Genomic DNA, 16,093 nt, shown 5'->3' with positions numbered 1-16,093 from the left:
TTCGCCCAGCGGGGTTTAGGATTCGGTTTCGATTAGCGGTCGAGCGCTTGAGATGAGCAAAAGGCCGACAATGTTGAAAACTGCGCCAACAGCCAGCGCATAAGGAACATCGTAATAGGTTTTGACAAATTCGCCAAATACAGAGGAGCGCATCATCTCGACCGGATGCACGAAAGGCAATACGAGGAGGACCTTTCGGAACCCTTCAGGCAGCCAGGCAACCATCGTGAACACGCCCGAAAGAGGCAGCATCAAATAACCAATCAGGCCGATCAACCGCTCCATCACATCGAAGCGCATGGCCAACCCAGTAAGGATCAGGGCGAAGCCTGTGGATATGAAGGCAAGAAGAAACCACCCCTCATACAGCAACAGGTAGTTACTTGGAGGATTTACCTGCCCCACAGCAAGCAAAAAGGCGTAAACGACCGCATAGGCGATCGTAGCGCCTGCAAATTCCAACAAGACACGTGCCGTGAAGATATGAAATGAACCAATCTGCCTATGGTAGAGCAGCCCCATGTTGCCTTGCAGCGCGCCAGCTAAATAGCCAATCAAGTGGCGGATCAGAATCAGCGACATATAGGCCGTCATAACGAATGGCGCGAGGCGGATTCCGTGCTCGTATGCGGGCTTGGTGAAGCTCCAGAGCACCATCACGCCGAAACAGAAGGCAAGCGGCTCAGCCACCAGCCATACAAAACCAAGCCCCTCACGCCCGAAACGCGTGATGATCTCCCTCATCAGCAAGGCGAGAACGGTCCTGAAATGTCTTTTTATAGAAGCGATCATGACGCTGCCGTGGTGGACCTAGGATAAACCTCGACCGAGCAGATCGACCTTTTGCTCGTTTGCGCTCTATTAGAAGACCGGGTCAAGGGCCGGATACTCAACCCACAACCTTCGCGTAAAGATCGCGAAGCCTGAGCTGATAGGCGGCCGGGCTGAACGCCTCGGCCTGAACCTTTCCGAGGGTCTCGAAATTAAGCCGCATGTCCGCGTCTGCGTCGAGCGCCTGAATACCGCGAGCGATGGCGCGTGTGTCGTAAGGATCGACAATCAGCGCCGCGTTCCCAGCGACTTCCGGCAGCGCCCCGCCGGTGGACGTCAGCACTGCGGTCGATAGGGCCATCGATTCCAAAACAGGCAATCCAAAGCCCTCATAAAGCGAGGGGAATAATGTCGCCTTCGCGCCACGAACCAAGCTGATCAACAGAGAGAACGGCATATAATCGTATTGTCGGATGCGGTCTGCATTGGGCCCGCCGTCGCGTTTCACCTGCGCGAGCAACGCCGTTTCGCCTTCATCCAGCCAAGCCCGACCGCCGATTATTATCAAGGGAGCTCGGGTTCCTGAAGCCAAGTAAGCTTCAACGATGCGTCCAAGATTCTTCTTGGGTTCGATAGCGCCGAAATGAAGGAAATAATCCTTCCAGCCTAAGTTGAATACGCCTTCGAGTTCCATCTCTAATTCGGCTTGCGGTCGATCAGAAAGGGAGGACGGTATGCTTACGGCCTGATATGTATTTGTAACCTGGCGCTCATCAACACCAAGCAGGCGTATCACATCCTGCCGCGTGGTTTCCGACACCACCGCGATATGATCCGCACGGCTCGCGACCTCTCGGCTCAACTTCATGTAGTTAGCTTTATCGTCCAACGTGGTGTGAGGAAGACGCAGCGGTATCAGGTCGTGGAAAGTGTAGATGTTCGCCACGCCCCTAGCATGGAGCGGCAGATTGGCTGTCCAGTGCATGATGTCGGGTGCCGGAGCGTCGGATGTCGCTGCAAACGAAACGGGGGTTGATCGCCCGTAGGCCTGAAAAGCGCGGTTAGCTAGGAAATACAGATCCTGGACAGCCCAGAAACGGTCTGCAGCCGGCATCCCGCCTGAACGCGACGGCCAAATAACCTCCCCCGACGGTATGATTGGATAAGGCGATCGACCAAGCGGCGACGTGAGCGTACCTCTCCAACGACGCGCCTTTTGCTTACGGTTCAGCTTCTGGGGGGGACGTTCAGCATCAACGAGCATGGCCTCGTTGAGAACGTTCTGCGGCCTTCTAGCACCAGACGGCCCATAGAGAACCTGTGTCCCCATGCCTATGGCGCGCGCATTCTCCAAGAGATTTCGGCCGTATGTCGCGATTCCGGAGCCCTTAGCGAGAGCAAGATTAAAGCCGTCAATACAGATCGAGGTCATGGTCACCAGCAGTACGTCAAAGGCACCTTGGACGATTGTGAAGACGGATCGTCAACCCCCTCTAGAGATTCAGCAGCACCGGATCCCCGCCCTGAGCGGCAATATTCACGCTGATCGCCTTCTCCGCCGCATAGCGGATCAGGCTGTTCGGCCCACCCGCCTTGGGCCCGGTGCCCGACAGGCCCTCGCCACCGAAGGGCTGGACACCGACCACAGCGCCTGTGATCGAGCGGTTCACATAGACGTTGCCCGCCGGGACCAGGTCGACCACCTCAGCGGCGAAAGCCTCGATGCGGCTGTGGACGCCCAGGGTCAGGCCGTAGCCGCGCGCGGCGAGCGCGCCGGCGACCGATCTCAGGTCGGACGGGGCGTAGCGATAGATGTGCAGGATGGGGCCGAAGACCTCGCGCTCCAGGAAGTCAGGCGTGGGGATTTCGGCGATGGTGGGGGCGAACAGGTCGCCCTTCTCCGAGGCCATCGGCAGGGCGGCGCGGGCGACGATCTTCGCCTCTCGCGACAGGCGCTCGACATGAGCCTCCAGGGCGCGGCGCGATTCGGGGTCGATCACCGGGCCGATGTCGGTCTTGGGGTCGGCGGGATCGCCCAGCACCTGCGCCGCCAGCGCGCCCTTCAAGCCCTCGATCAGGGCGTCGGCGGAGTCCTTGGGCACATAGAGGACGCGCAGGGCCGAGCAGCGCTGGCCGGCCGAGCCGAAGGCGGACTGGATCACGTCGTCGATCACCTGTTCCTTCAGCGCCGTGGTGTCGATGAACATGCCGTTCAGGCCGCCGGTCTCAGCGATGAAGGGGATGATGGCGCCGGGGCGGGCGGCGATCGAGCGGTTGATGGCGGCGGCCGTGTCCGTGCCGCCGGTGAAGGCGACGCCGTCTATGCCCGGATGCGTGACCAGGGCGGCGCCCACCGTCTCGCCGCGTCCGGGAACCAGGGCCAGCAGGTCGGGGTTCAGACCGGCCTTGTGATACAGGCGCACGGCCTCGGCGGCGATCAGGGGCGTCTGTTCGGCCGGCTTGGCCAGGACGGCGTTGCCGGCGGCGAGGGCGGCTGCGATCTGGCCGGTGAAGATGGCCAGCGGGAAATTCCACGGCGAGATGCAGGCGAAGACGCCGCGTCCGTGCAGGATCAGCTGGTTGGTCTCGCCCGTCGGCCCCTTCAGGGTTTCCGGCGCGGAGAAGTCGCGTTCGGCCAGAAGCGCGTAATAGCGGCAGAAGTCGGCGGCCTCGCGCACCTCGGCGACGCCGTCGTTCAGGGTCTTGCCCGCCTCGCGGCTGAGCAGGGCGACCAGACGGTCCATGTCCGCCTCCAACGCATCGGCCATGTCGCGCAGGACGATGGCGCGGTTCGCCCCGCCCTGGCGGTCCCAGGCGACGTGGGCGTTGGCGGCGGCCAGGGCGGCGGCGTCGACGTGGGCGGTCTCGGCTTCGGAGACATGGCCCAGCACCTGCGAGCGGTCGAACGGATTGGTCACGTCCTGAGGATTGATCCCGGCCCTCAGCTTGCCGCCGACGATCGGGCCGGAGGTCAGCTTTTCGCGGTCCACCAGCCCCAGCGCCTTGGCGTGGCGTTCGCGGTCGGCGGCCTGGGAATAGTCGCGGCCGAGGGAGTTCTGACGATCGCCGTACATGTCTTCGGGAACCGGAATCTTGGGGTGACGGTCGGGCGCCTGCTCGACCAGGGAGATGGGATCGGCCGCGACGGCCGAGGCGGGCACGCGCTCGTCCAGCAGGGCGTGGACGAAGGAGGAGTTGGCGCCGTTCTCCAACAGACGTCGCACCAGATAGGGCAGCAGTTCCTCGTGCCCGCCGACCGGGGCGTAGGCGCGCACGATGACGGTCTCATCTTTCCAGGCTTCACGGGCCGCGTCGTACAGGGCCTCGCCCATGCCGTGCAGGCGCTGATGCTCGACCGCGACGCCCCGATCGCGCGCCATGCGGCGCACGGCGGCCAGGGTGTGGGCGTTGTGGCTGGCGAACTGGCTGTAGATCGCCGGCGACGCCTCGATCATGGCGCGCGCGCAGACCAGATAGTTCAGGTCGGTCGCCGCCTTGGTGGTGAAGACCGGATAGTCGGTGCGGCCGAAGACCTGGGCGCGCTTGATCTCGGTGTCCCAATAGGCGCCCTTGACCAGACGCACCATCAGCCGGCGGCCCGAGCGACGGGCCAGGTCGGCCACCCGCTGGATCGTTTCCAACCCCCGCTTCTGATAGGCCTGAACCGCCAGGCCCAGACCGGTCCAGCCGCCCAGCGACGGCTCGTGCGCCAGCCGGTCCAGCAGCTTCAGCGACAGGGCCAGACGGTCCGCCTCCTCGGCGTCTATGGTGAAGTTGATGTCGTATCGGGCCGCGATAAGGGCCAGGCGCAGGACGCGGGGATACAGGGTCTTCCACACTCCGTCCTCCTGCGTCGCCTCGTAGCGGGGCGACAGGGCCGAGAGTTTGACCGAGACGCCGTGCCCATGCTCGGGGCCCTGCCCCTTCGACGTCTTGCCCACCGCCTCGATGGCGTCGGCGTAGATGGTCTCGTAGCGGTCCGCGTCGGCCATGGTCCGGGCGCCCTCGCCCAGCATGTCGAAGCTGCACAGCCAGCCTTCCTTGTTCGATCGCTTCAGCGCCGACTGGATGGTGCGGCCGACCACGAACTGTTCGCCCATGATCTTGACGGCGGTGGCGACGGCCTGGCGGATGACCGGCTCGCCCAACCGGCCCGCGATCCGTTTCAGGAAGCCGGGCAGGTCGGTGCGCGCCTCCTCGTCCACGTCCACCAGCTTGCCGGTCAGCATCAGACCCCAGGTCGAGGCGTTGACGAACAGGCTGTCGGACTGGCCCAGATGGGCGGCCCAGTCGGCGGAACCGATCTTCTCGGCGATCAGACGGTCGCGGGTCTCCTCGTCCGGCACGCGCAGCAGGGCCTCGGCCAGGCACATCAGGGCCAGACCCTCGCGGGTGCCCAGCGAGAACTGCTGCAGGAAGCTTTCGACCACCCCCTGTTTCTTCTGGCTGCGGCGGGCGTGCTCGACCAGGGCGACGGCCTCGTCCACCACGGCGGCGCGTTCGGCGGCGTCCAGCGGAATGCGCGCCAGATTGGCCGCGACGGCCTCGCGCTCGTTGCGGAACTTGTGCGCATCCAGACCGTCCCAGACGGCCAGGCTGGCGGGCGTGAAGGCGGGGGCGGTCATCGGCGACAAATCCTGTGGATTTACGCCTATAGGCCGGAGTTCATTGAAGGTGCTTCGTATGATAGGACACGAGGCCGAAGATCGTTCGATGTAAAGGCAGGATATCCGATGATCGACATCGACGCCGTCGACCGCCGCATCCTGCGCGTGCTCCAGGCCGAGGCCCGCATCTCCAACGCCGAACTGGCCCGGCGATGCAACCTGTCCCCCGCCGCCTGTTTCGAACGCGTCAAACGGCTGCGCGAAAAGCGGATCATCACCGGCTACGCCGCCCTGATCGACCCGGCTCAGGTCGGCCGCGACCTGTTGATCTTCGTCGAGGTCCTGCTCGACCGCACCACCGGCGACGTCTTCGAGGCCTTCGCCGCCGCCGTCCGCAGCCAGCCCGAGGTTTTGGAGTGTCACATGGTCGCAGGCGGCTTCGACTACCTGATCAAGGCCCGCGTCGGCGACATGGACGCCTATCGGGCCTTTCTGGGCGACGTGCTGGTGCGGATGCCGGGGGTGCGCGAAACCCGGACCTATGCGGTGCTGGAAGAGGTGAAGTCGACGACGGTTTTGCCGTTGTAAATGCACCCTAGGGCGATGCCGCGTCGCTGCTCGCGTCACCTTCGCTGCAACTTGAGATCAGCGAATGGGGTGACGAGACAAGGCTGCTGACCTAAGACGGGCCTCTGACTAGCAGCTTACAGCATCGCTCAATGACCAACATCTTCCCCGTCATCATGTGCGGCGGCTCCGGAACGCGCCTTTGGCCTGCCTCTAGGCCCTCGCTCCCCAAACAGTTCATTCCTTTGGCAGGTAATCGGTCGCTGTTTCAGGAGACAGTCAGCCGTGTCGCCGCTTTGGCGGAAGACGGCGGCGAACTGCTTGTGGTTGGCGGCGTGGGCCACAAGAGGGCGATCCTTGATCAGCTGGAAGAGATCGGGATTTCAGCCGTCATTCTTCTGGAACCTGAAGGCCGAGATTCCTCGGCCGCCATGGCTGCGGCTGCCCTTTGGACTGCTGAGCGCGCACCGGATGCGATCAATCTTTTTGTCGCATCCGACCACCACATTCCCGATGACACGGCCTTCAGGCAATCTGTGGCCTACGCAGCGGGCGCAGCGGCGAAAGGCCGCATCGTAACGCTGGGCGTCGTGCCCACGGAGCCGTCGTCCGCCTATGGTTATATTGCGCCTGCAGGCTCGGGCTTGTCGGAAGTGTCAGCCTTTGTCGAGAAGCCTGACCAACAGACGGCCCGTCGATATATTTCCGAGGGGTATCTTTGGAATAGCGGGAATTTCATCGTGCGCGCCGATATTTTGATCGAAGAGCTTCGAGAGCGCGCCGCCGCAGTCGCCGAGGCCGTCCAAGTCGCCTTGACTCAAGCCGAGCTCGATGGCCCGGCGCTGACCTTGGGGTCTGAATTTTCGGTCGCGCCAAAGATATCCATTGATTATGCCGTAATGGAAAAGACGGATCGCGCGTCTGTTCTGCCGGTCAACTTCGAGTGGTCAGATCTTGGAGCCTGGGATTCCGTTTACGCCTCCGGCGAAGGCGATGTCGGGCTTCACATCCTCGAAGATTCCGAAGGTTGCCTGGTCCGCGCCTGTGACGGCGTGATGGTTGCGGCCATCGGCTTGAGGGACGTTGGCATCGTTGTGGAACCCGATGCGGTTCTCGTCACTGACCTGAAAAAAAGTCAGGACGTGAAGAAGGTGGTCGAAAGGCTGCGCAAACTTTCCCCGCAGCACCTGGACTTCCCCCCCCCAGACACTCCCGAAACGCTGGAGGCTGGCGCAGTGCGGCTCACCGCCTGGCTGCGTCAGGTCGCCCTGCCGGTGTGGTCGAGCCTGGGGCAGGATGAAAGCGGCGGCTTCGAAGAGGTTCTGGCGCTGGATGGCCGTCATATCGCGACCTCGAGGCGCGCTCGGGTCCAGACCCGCCAGCTTCAAGTATATGCTGAAGCGGGACGGCAGGGATGGCGTGGGCCCTGGCGCGCGGTTGTGGACGCCGGTCTTGCTCGCCTCGTAGAAGTTTATCTAAAGCCCGACGGTCAGATGCGCACGCTCTTGGCTCCGGATGGAACGCCGCTTGATGAGACAGCGATGGTCTACGATCAGGCCTTCCTTATGTTCGCGTTAGCCCGTGTCCCCTCAGGGACCCGCGAGGTCGACTTTGAGACGCGAGCAGCAACCGTTCGTGACCTTCTGTCCGCCCGCGCCGATTACAAGGGCGGCGTCAAAGAAAGCGGTCACCACCCCTATCAGTCAAACGCCCATATGCACCTTCTGGAAGCTGCGCTGGCCTGGGAAGAAGCGGGCGGAGGCGGCGAATGGGCCGCCCTATCCGACCGCATTGTCACATTGGCCAGAACATCTTTCATTGACGAAGAGACCGGCGCTCTGCGGGAGTTCTTTCAGCAGGACTGGTCGCCCGCCACCGGTGAAGATGGCGCGCTGGTCGAACCGGGCCATCAGTTCGAATGGGCGTGGCTGCTCGCGCGTTACAGCCGCAGACGAGATGATCTCGTTGCGCTGGTCGACGCCTGGCGACTGTATGAGGTCGGGCTGAAAGGCATCGATTCTAAGCGTCAAATCGCCGTAGACGCCATGAACATCGACGGCAGCGTGCGAAGCGCGCGCGCTAGACTCTGGCCCCAGACCGAGTGGCTGAAAGCGTCACTTATACTGGCTTCGCTCTGCACCGAGAAAAAACGCACTGTCTGCCTGGAACAGGCCGCAATGGCTCAGCGAGCACTCTGGCGATATCTGACTCCGCAAGGAGTCTGGCATGACAAGCTACTCGAGAACGGAAAATTCATCGATGAGCCCGCCCCGGCCAGTTCTTTCTACCACATCATGGCGGCCTATGTGCAACTCAGGGAAACGCTGACAGAGCTTCAGCCAGACGCTGCTCTTTCCGTTCGCCTAGGATAAGGCGTGGCGGTTCGGCCACGACCGTCTCGCCTTCGTCATTCGAACGGTCTAGAAGTTCCGCCCTTACTTAACGGCTCAGGGTCCGCCCGCCTCAATGCGCATCGTTCTGGCCACCGACGCCTGGGAACCTCAGGTCAACGGCGTCGTCCGCACCCTGACCCGCACCGTGGCGGAATGCCGGGCCATGGGGCATGAGGTCGAGGTCATCGAGCCCAGCCTGTTCAAGACCATTCCCTGCCCGACCTATCCCGAGATCCGGCTGGCCCTGGGGGCGGAGGAGGAGATCCGGGAGATGTTGCGCGCCTTCGAGCCGGAGGCGGTGCATATCGCCACCGAGGGGCCGATCGGCATCGCCACGCGCCGCATCTGCGTGGAGTGGAAGCTGCCCTTCACCACCAGCTACCACACCAAATTTCCCGAATATGTCTCGGCGCGGTTCCCGATCCCGGTCCAGGTCGGCTACGCCTATATGAAATGGTTCCACAAGCCGTCGGGCCGGCTGATGGTGGCGACCCCGACGCTGCGCGACGAACTGGTCGAGCATGGGTTCAAGAACGTCTCGCCCTGGTCGCGCGGCGTGGACACGAAGGTCTTCAACCCCGATCTCGAACCCATCTATGACGAACTCGGCGGCAAGGACTGGCCCCGCCCCTTCTTCCTGAACGTCGGCCGGGTGGCGGTCGAGAAGAACATCGAGGCCTTCCTGCAACTGGACCTGCCCGGGACCAAGATCGTCGTCGGCGACGGCCCGGCGCGCGCCGAGCTGCAGGAGAAATACCCCGAGGCCAAATTCCTGGGCGCCAAGTTCGGCGACGATCTGGCCCGCTGCTTCCGCGACGCCGACGTCTTCGTCTTCCCCAGCTGGACCGACACCTTCGGCCTGGTGATCCTGGAGGCCATGGCCACCGGCACGCCCGTCGCCGCCTACCCGGCCCACGGTCCCATCGACATCATTCCCGGTTCGAACGCCGGGGCGATCGACAAGGATCTGAAGACCGCCTGCCTGGCGTGCCTGGACCTGGACCGCCAGGCGGTGCGCGCCTATGCGGAGAAGTTCAGCTGGCGCGCCTCGGCCGAGCAGTTCGTCGAAAACCTGCAACCCTATCCCGAACCGGAACGCGGCCGCTTCTGGCGCCGTCTGCGCCGCATCGCCCGCATTCGCAAACGCGCCGCAGCCTGATAAGGGCAACGACAACTCTAGCGCGACTCCCTACAAAGGACATCCCATGCTCAAGCCCCGCCAGGATCTGACGCCCAACACCGCCGCCTATGAGACCCAGGCGTTGGTCAAGCCGACGGGCTTTCGCGAGTACGATGCGCGCTGGATTCTGGAGAAGGAGATCAACCTTCTGGGCGTCCAGGCCCTGGGCCTTGGGCTGGCGACCTATGTCCACGAGATCGGGGTCCAGCCGAAGATCGTGGTCGGTCACGACTTCCGCGGCTACAGCCTCAGCGTCAAACAGGCGCTGATCATCGGCCTGATGCAGGGCGGGATGGAGGTTCTGGACGTGGGGCTGTCCCTGTCGCCCATGGCCTATTTCGGCCAGTTCGAACTGGACGCCCCCTGCGTCGCCATGGTCACGGCCAGCCATAACGAGAACGGCTGGACCGGGGTGAAGATGGGCGCCGACAAGCCCCTGACCTTCGGCCCTGAGGAGATGGGCCGGCTGAAGGAGATCGTGCTGAACGGCGAGGGCGTCGCGCGCGACGGCGGCAAGCTGGTGCGCATCGACGATTTCCGAGAGACCTATATCGCCGACGTCGCCTCCAAGGTTCAGGTCAAGCGCCCGCTGAAGGTCGTGTGCGCCTGCGGCAACGGCACGGCCGGCGCCTTCGCGCCCGAGGCCCTGCGCCGCATGGGCGTCGAGGTGATCGAGATGGACACCGAGCTGGACTACACCTTCCCCAAATACAATCCGAACCCGGAGGATCACGCCATGCTTGTGCAGATGGCCGAGCGGGTGAGGGAGACGGGCGCCGACCTGGCCCTGGGCTTCGACGGCGACGGCGACCGCTGCGGCGTGGTGGACGACACGGGCGAGGAGATTTTCGCCGACAAGATCGGCCTGATGCTGGCCCGCGATCTGTCCAAGGGCCATCCGAACGCGACCTTCGTCGTCGATGTGAAATCGACCGGCCTCTACAAGACCGACGAGACGCTGAAGGCCAACGGCGCCCAGGTGGTCTATTGGAAGACGGGCCACTCCTATATCAAGCGCAAGACCGCCGAACTGGGCGCCCTGGCCGGGTTCGAGAAGTCGGGCCACTTCTTCATGGCCGGCGACCTGGGTCATGGCTACGACGACGGCCTGGTCGCGGCCGGCGCCGTCCTGGCCATGCTGGACCGCAATCCGGGCAAGAAACTCAGCGAGCTGAAAGCCGCGCTGCCCGACGCCTGGACCAGCCTGACCATGTCGCCCCATTGCGACGACGAACTGAAATACGGGGTGCTTGAGCGCATCGTGAAGGAGTATTCCGATCTGGCCGACGCCGGCGGCGAAATCCTGGGCCGCAAGATCGTCGAGGCCATCACCGTCAACGGCGTGCGCGTGCACCTGGAAGACGGCTCCTGGGTCCTGGTGCGCGCCTCGTCCAACAAGCCCGAACTGGTGGTGGTGGTCGAAAGCATGCGCTCCGAGGACGACATGCGCGACCTGTTCCGCAAGGAGGTCAAGCCGCGCCTGGCCGCCTATCCCGAGATCGGCGCGTTCAACCAGGAAATCTGAGGGCGATCAGGCCTCTGCGCGACCGGGGCGCTGAACCAAACGGCGTCCCGGCCGCTTCCTCCCAAACCTCAAGGCGGGAGGACCGATTGCCACGTTACTTTTTCCATACCCAGAACGGCGACTGCGTTCGCGACGACCAGGGCGAAGAGCTGAAGAGCGTGGACGCCGCGCGCGAGGAGGCGGTGGCGGTCCTGGGCGAAATCCTGCGCTACCGCGGGGCGTCCTTCTGGGACACGCGCGCCTTCAGCGTCATCGTCACAGACGCGGACGGCGAGACGGTGGTCAGCATCACCGCCTCGGCCTCGGACGCCCCGCCCGACGGATGGAACCTGTCGGAACGGCTTCAGTGACCGCGCGAGGGCTTGGCCGCCGTCGCTGCGACCCTGCCCCCCCTCACTCCACCGTGACGGACTTGGCCAGGTTGCGGGGCTGATCGACGTCGGTGCCTTTCTGGACGGCGGTGTAATAGGCCAGCAACTGCACCGGCACGGCGTAGATCAGCGGCGCGATCAGCGGGTGGCAGTCCGGGGCGTCGATGCGGCGGATGCCGGCGCCGTGCGGATCGGGCGCGGCGGCCGGCGCGATCATGATCACCGGCCCGCCGCGCGCGGCGACCTCCTGCAGGTTCGAGGCGGTCTTCTCGAACACCTCGTCCAGCGGGGCCAGGGCGATGGTCGGCGTCTCTTCGTCGATCAGGGCGATCGGGCCGTGCTTCAGTTCGCCGGCGGCGTAGCCCTCGGCGTGGATATAGCTGATCTCCTTCAGCTTCAGCGCGCCCTCCATGGCCAGGGGGAACATGACCCCGCGTCCAAGGAACAGGACGTCGTCGGCCTTGGCCAGGTCCTGAACAACGGCGCGGACGCCGTCGCCCATGCTCAGGGCCTGGGCGATCAACCGGGGGCTTTCGAACAGGGCCTTGACCAGTTCGGCCTCTTGGCCCGCGTCGATACGGCCGCGCGCCACGCCCGCCGCCACGGCCAGGGCCAGAAGGGCGGCGACCTGGGCGGTGAAGGCCTTGGTCGAGGCCACGCCGATTTCGGGTCCGGCGTGGGTGGGCCACAGAACCGCCGCCTCGCGCGCCATGGACGAAGAATGGACATTGACGACCGCCGCCGTTTGCAGCCCTTGCGCCTTGCACCAGGTCAGGCTGGCCAGGGTGTCGGCCGTCTCGCCGGACTGGCTCACGGCGACCGCCACCGTGCGCGGCGACACGGCGGGCGAGCGATAGCGGAACTCCGACGCGATCTCGACGTCGCAGGGCAGGCCCGCCAGCCTTTCGAAGGCGTAGCGGCCGATCTGACCGGCGTAGAAGGCGGTGCCGCAGGCCACGATCTGGATGCGGTCGACGGCGGCGAAGTCCACGCCCTGCGGCTTGGCCCTGCCCGTCACCAGGTCCAGATATTCCGACAGGGTGTGCTGGACGCTGTCGGGCTGTTCGTGGATCTCCTTTTCCATGAAATGGCGGTACTCGCCCTTTTCGACCAGGGCCGAGGAGGCCGAGACCTGGACCACCGTCCGTTCCACAGGCTGGCCCGCCATGTCGAACATCCGGGCGCCCCGGCGGGTCACGGCGACATAGTCTCCCTCTTCCAGATAGGAGATCTTCTGGGTGAAAGGGCCCACCGCCAGGGCGTCGGATCCCAGATACATTTCGTCCTCGCCCCAGCCGACGACCAGCGGGCTGCCTCGACGCGCGCCCAGAATCAGGTCGTCCTCGCCGTCGATCAGGACAGCCAGCGCGTAGGCGCCGGTAAGCCGATCCAGCGTGACCTTGAACGCATCCAGCGGCGCCCGGCCCGTCTTCAGTTCAGCGTCCAGCAGGTGGGCGATCACCTCGGTGTCGGTCTGGCTTTCGAAGACGTGCCCCTCGGCGGCCAGCTCGGCCTTCAGCTCGGCGAAGTTCTCGATGATGCCGTTGTGCACCAGCGTCACGCGCCCGGCCTTGTGCGGGTGGGCGTTGGCGGTGGTCGGGGCGCCGTGGGTGGCCCAGCGGGTATGGCCGATGCCGACCGTGGCCTTCATCGGGTCCTCGGCCAGGACGGCCTCCAGATTGCGGATCTTGCCCTGGCCGCGGCGGCGTTCGACATGGCCGTCGACCACGGCGGCGACCCCGGCGGAATCATAGCCGCGGTATTCCAGCCGCTTCAGGCTGTCGATCAGACGGGGAACGACGGGGCCGTTTCCCGTGACGCCGATGATGCCGCACATGCGAAAGCTCCGCTCGGGGAATGAAAAGGCCGCTTTGCACTGGCGGCGAACTGGGACTAAGCCACACCTTGCCCCTTCGGCCGTCTAGGCAATCTTAAATCCGGCCGCATTAAACAAGGGGTTTCGGATCGTTACCCGATACGTAAGGACCAGGCCTTGGGCGACAGAAAATATTTCGGCACGGACGGCATTCGCGGACGGGCCAACACCTATCCGATGACGGCCGAGGTCGCCCTGCGCGTCGGTCTGGCCGCCGGCAAGCTGTTCCGCACCAGCGACGACCGGCGCCATCTGGTGGTGATCGGCAAGGACACCCGCCTGTCGGGCTATACGATCGAGCCGGCCCTGGTCGCCGGCTTCGCGTCGGTGGGCATGGATGTGCGCACCTTCGGTCCCGTGCCGACGCCGGGCGTGGCCATGCTGACCCGGTCGATGCGGGCGGACCTGGGGGTGATGATCTCGGCCTCGCACAACGACTACGCCGACAACGGGATCAAGCTGTTCGGGCCCGACGGCTACAAACTGTCCGACGAGATCGAGCTGAAGATCGAAGCGATGATGGACCAGGGCCTGGACCAGGGCTTGGCGGCGTCGAACAAGCTGGGCCGGGTCAAGCGGATCGACGACGCCCAGGCGCGCTATATCGAGATCGCCAAACAGGCCTTCCCCAAACGCCTCAGCCTGAAGGGCCTGCGCATCGCCGTCGATTGCGCCAATGGCGCGGGCTACAAGGTGGCGCCGACCACCCTGTTCGAACTGGGCGCCGAGGTCTTCCCCGTGGGCGTCGAGCCGAACGGGACCAACATCAACGCCGACTGCGGTTCGACCCATCCCGAGGCCTTGTCGGCGGCCGTCAAGCGCTACCGCGCCGACATCGGCATCGCCCTGGACGGAGATGCGGACCGGCTGATCGTCTGCGACGAAAAGGGCCAGGTCGTCGACGGCGACCAGATCATGGCCCTGGTCGGACTGGACTGGGCCAGGCGCGGCATCCTGACCGGGGGCGGGATCGTCGCCACCGTCATGTCGAACCTGGGGCTGGAACGCCGGCTGAAGGCCGAGGGCCTGACGCTGGAGCGGACCAAGGTCGGCGACCGCTATGTGATGGAGCGGATGCGAGAGGGCGGCTTCAACATCGGCGGCGAACAATCGGGCCACATCATCCTGCACGACCACGCCACCACGGGCGACGGCCTGATGGCGGCGCTGCAGGTGCTGGCCGTCCTGGTCGAATCCGCCAAGCCGATGAGCGAACTGGCCCGCCAGTTCGACGCCGTGCCGCAACTGCTGGAGAACGTCCGCTTCACCGCCGACAAGCCGCTGGAGACCGACGCGGTCAAGGCCGCCATCGGCGAGGCCGAGACCCTGCTGAACGGCCAGGGCCGCCTGCTGGTCCGCCCATCGGGCACCGAAAAGCTGATCCGCGTCATGGCCGAGGGCGACGACGAGGCCCTGGTCAGACAGGTGGTGGCCGATGTGGCCGGCGCCGTGCGGGCGGCGGGATGACCAGCCGCTAGTTGCGGCACTCCGCCGGCGGATTTCCGTCGCCCCGCCACAGCCTGCAGGACCGGTCGATCTCGCCCTGGATCAGGTCGCAGGGGTTGGCGGCGTTGCAGGGCGGACGGGTCGCGGGGCTCACCTTGATGCAGCGTTCGACCAGACGCGCGGCGGCGCTGGCGCCGATGGCGTCGCGACAGGCGACCTCGCTGACCGGCGCGCGGACCGGCGCCATGTCCGGCCCCTCGGGGATGCGGGCCTGCGGTTCTTCGACCGGCTCGGTCTTTTCAGGCTCGGCGGTCTTTTCGGTCTGGGCCGAGGGCGCCGGCGTCTGGGCCTGGGGAGCGGGCGCCGGCGCCTCGGTCTTCAGCGGCGTCGCCTCGATGATGTCGTTCCGGCCCGCCGAACCGTCGGCGGTCGCCGGCGGGGCCGGATCGCCGCGCTGGCACCCAGCCGCGATCAGCGCGCAGGCGATCAGCGAAAGCCAGGGGGATCGACGCATGGGCTGCGCTCCGTTCGGAAATCGAGACGCGCCACAATGCCTCAAAGGCGGGGGCCGGCGAAACCCCTTATCGCTTCGCCGCCGCCAGCGCCGCCTTTTGCAGGGCGAACAATTCGGCGCAGCCGATCTCGGCCAGGGCGAACAGCCGGTCGAACTCGGCCCGCGAGAAGCCGCGCTTCTCGCCCGTGGCCTGGACCTCGACGATCTGGCCCGCGCCGGTCAGGACGAAGTTGGAATCGGCCTCGGCGCCGGAATCCTCCTCATAGTCCAGGTCCAGCACCGGCGCGCCGTCGCAGACGCCGCACGACACCGCCGCCACCTGGTCCAGGATCGGATCGGATTTCAGCACCCCCTCGTCGCGCAGATGGTTCAGGGCCGAGGCCATGGCGACCCAGGCGCCGGTGATCGAGGCGGTGCGGGTGCCGCCGTCGGCCTGGATCACGTCGCAATCCAGCACCACCTGACGCTCGCCCAGGGCCTTCAGATCCACCACGGCGCGCAGGGACCGCCCGATCAGCCGCTGGATCTCCTGGGTGCGGCCGGTCTGCTTGCCCGCCGCGGCTTCGCGGCGTCCGCGCGTATGGGTGGCGCGGGGCAGCATGCCGTATTCGGCCGTGACCCAGCCCTGGCCCTTGCCGCGCATCCAGCCGGGGATGCTCTCCTCGACCGAGGCCGTCACCAGGACCTTGGTGTTGCCGAACGCGATCAGGCACGAGCCCTCCGCATAGCGGTTGACGCCGGTCTCGATGGTCACGGGACGCAGCTGGTCGTCGGTGCGTTGCGAATGGCGCATGAGAAATGATCCCTGTCGGTCGGGCCTTGGAAGCGGTCGCGGCGGTGCTT

Annotated in this window: 12 protein-coding genes; 6 read left to right on the top strand and 6 right to left on the bottom strand. The window is 65.3% G+C overall.

Annotation, left to right across the window (positions count from 1 at the left end):
* Positions 1–15: 15 nt before the first annotated feature.
* From AC0L6G_RS12570 to putA, 3 genes are all read right to left on the bottom strand, one after another.
* The gene (locus tag AC0L6G_RS12570; protein WP_291537563.1) at positions 16–792 is read right to left on the bottom strand and encodes an ABC transporter permease; all 777 of its coding nucleotides are present in this window, start codon (positions 790–792) and stop codon (positions 16–18) included.
* Positions 793–889: 97 nt separating this feature from the next.
* Positions 890–2,203, bottom strand: a complete 1,314-nt coding sequence (locus tag AC0L6G_RS12565; RefSeq protein WP_291537576.1) for a glycosyltransferase family 4 protein — start codon at positions 2,201–2,203, stop codon at positions 890–892.
* A gap of 61 nt (positions 2,204–2,264) precedes the next feature.
* Positions 2,265–5,396 carry a bifunctional proline dehydrogenase/L-glutamate gamma-semialdehyde dehydrogenase PutA gene (gene putA, locus AC0L6G_RS12560; RefSeq protein ID WP_473252382.1) on the bottom strand — a complete coding sequence of 1,044 codons (3,132 nt, stop codon included), beginning with the start codon at positions 5,394–5,396 and terminating at the stop codon, positions 2,265–2,267.
* A gap of 108 nt (positions 5,397–5,504) precedes the next feature.
* Between putA and AC0L6G_RS12555 the strand changes: the two genes are divergently transcribed.
* From AC0L6G_RS12555 to AC0L6G_RS12535, 5 genes are all read left to right on the top strand, one after another.
* Entirely contained in the window at positions 5,505–5,966 is a 462-nt protein-coding gene (locus AC0L6G_RS12555) for an Lrp/AsnC ligand binding domain-containing protein (protein ID WP_291537558.1), read from the top strand.
* A gap of 131 nt (positions 5,967–6,097) precedes the next feature.
* The gene (locus AC0L6G_RS12550; RefSeq protein ID WP_473252381.1) at positions 6,098–8,317 is read left to right on the top strand and encodes an AGE family epimerase/isomerase; all 2,220 of its coding nucleotides are present in this window, start codon (positions 6,098–6,100) and stop codon (positions 8,315–8,317) included.
* A 94-nt stretch (positions 8,318–8,411) separates the two neighbouring features.
* Positions 8,412–9,497: a glycosyltransferase family 4 protein gene (locus tag AC0L6G_RS12545; RefSeq protein WP_291537553.1), complete on the top strand. Its 1,086-nt coding sequence runs from the start codon at positions 8,412–8,414 to the stop codon at positions 9,495–9,497.
* Positions 9,498–9,543: 46 nt separating this feature from the next.
* On the top strand, positions 9,544–11,043 hold the full coding sequence (locus AC0L6G_RS12540; protein ID WP_291537550.1) for a phosphomannomutase/phosphoglucomutase: 1,500 nt from the start codon (positions 9,544–9,546) through the stop codon (positions 11,041–11,043).
* 86 nt (positions 11,044–11,129) lie between these two features.
* A complete protein-coding gene (locus AC0L6G_RS12535) occupies positions 11,130–11,393 on the top strand; it encodes a DUF6894 family protein (RefSeq protein ID WP_291537548.1) in 264 nt (87 codons plus the stop codon).
* A 43-nt stretch (positions 11,394–11,436) separates the two neighbouring features.
* Here the strand turns inward: AC0L6G_RS12535 and glmS are convergent, their stop codons facing one another.
* A complete protein-coding gene (gene glmS, locus AC0L6G_RS12530; RefSeq protein ID WP_473252380.1) occupies positions 11,437–13,251 on the bottom strand; it encodes a glutamine--fructose-6-phosphate transaminase (isomerizing) in 1,815 nt (604 codons plus the stop codon).
* Positions 13,252–13,407: 156 nt separating this feature from the next.
* On the opposite strand from glmS, the gene glmM reads away from it, so the two are divergent.
* Entirely contained in the window at positions 13,408–14,757 is a 1,350-nt protein-coding gene (gene glmM / locus AC0L6G_RS12525; protein WP_291537546.1) for a phosphoglucosamine mutase, read from the top strand.
* A 7-nt stretch (positions 14,758–14,764) separates the two neighbouring features.
* On the opposite strand, the gene AC0L6G_RS12520 is transcribed toward glmM, so the two are convergent.
* Both AC0L6G_RS12520 and rph read right to left on the bottom strand, forming a co-directional pair.
* On the bottom strand, positions 14,765–15,250 hold the full coding sequence (locus AC0L6G_RS12520; protein ID WP_293827065.1) for a hypothetical protein: 486 nt from the start codon (positions 15,248–15,250) through the stop codon (positions 14,765–14,767).
* Between the two features lie 67 nt (positions 15,251–15,317).
* Complete coding sequence (rph, locus tag AC0L6G_RS12515) at positions 15,318–16,043, bottom strand: ribonuclease PH (RefSeq protein WP_473252379.1); 726 nt, start codon at positions 16,041–16,043, stop codon at positions 15,318–15,320.
* Positions 16,044–16,093 lie beyond the last annotated feature (50 nt).

The organism is Brevundimonas sp. D3-1P (assembly GCF_055809335.1).
Note: the sequence above shows the minus strand (reverse complement) of the source record. Positions and strands in the feature narration are given on the sequence as shown.

Bases quoted from the DNA above. Each gene is read 5' to 3' on its own strand.
- AC0L6G_RS12570 (WP_291537563.1), bottom strand. From the start codon at position 792: ATGATCGCTTCTATAAAAAGACATTTCAGGACCGTTCTCGCCTTGCTG.
- AC0L6G_RS12565 (WP_291537576.1), bottom strand. From the start codon at position 2,203: ATGACCTCGATCTGTATTGACGGCTTTAATCTTGCTCTCGCTAAGGGC.
- putA (WP_473252382.1), bottom strand. From the start codon at position 5,396: ATGACCGCCCCCGCCTTCACGCCCGCCAGCCTGGCCGTCTGGGACGGT.
- AC0L6G_RS12555 (WP_291537558.1), top strand. From the start codon at position 5,505: ATGATCGACATCGACGCCGTCGACCGCCGCATCCTGCGCGTGCTCCAG.
- AC0L6G_RS12550 (WP_473252381.1), top strand. From the start codon at position 6,098: ATGACCAACATCTTCCCCGTCATCATGTGCGGCGGCTCCGGAACGCGC.
- AC0L6G_RS12545 (WP_291537553.1), top strand. From the start codon at position 8,412: ATGCGCATCGTTCTGGCCACCGACGCCTGGGAACCTCAGGTCAACGGC.
- AC0L6G_RS12540 (WP_291537550.1), top strand. From the start codon at position 9,544: ATGCTCAAGCCCCGCCAGGATCTGACGCCCAACACCGCCGCCTATGAG.
- glmS (WP_473252380.1), bottom strand. From the start codon at position 13,251: ATGTGCGGCATCATCGGCGTCACGGGAAACGGCCCCGTCGTTCCCCGT.
- AC0L6G_RS12520 (WP_293827065.1), bottom strand. From the start codon at position 15,250: ATGCGTCGATCCCCCTGGCTTTCGCTGATCGCCTGCGCGCTGATCGCG.
- rph (WP_473252379.1), bottom strand. From the start codon at position 16,043: ATGCGCCATTCGCAACGCACCGACGACCAGCTGCGTCCCGTGACCATC.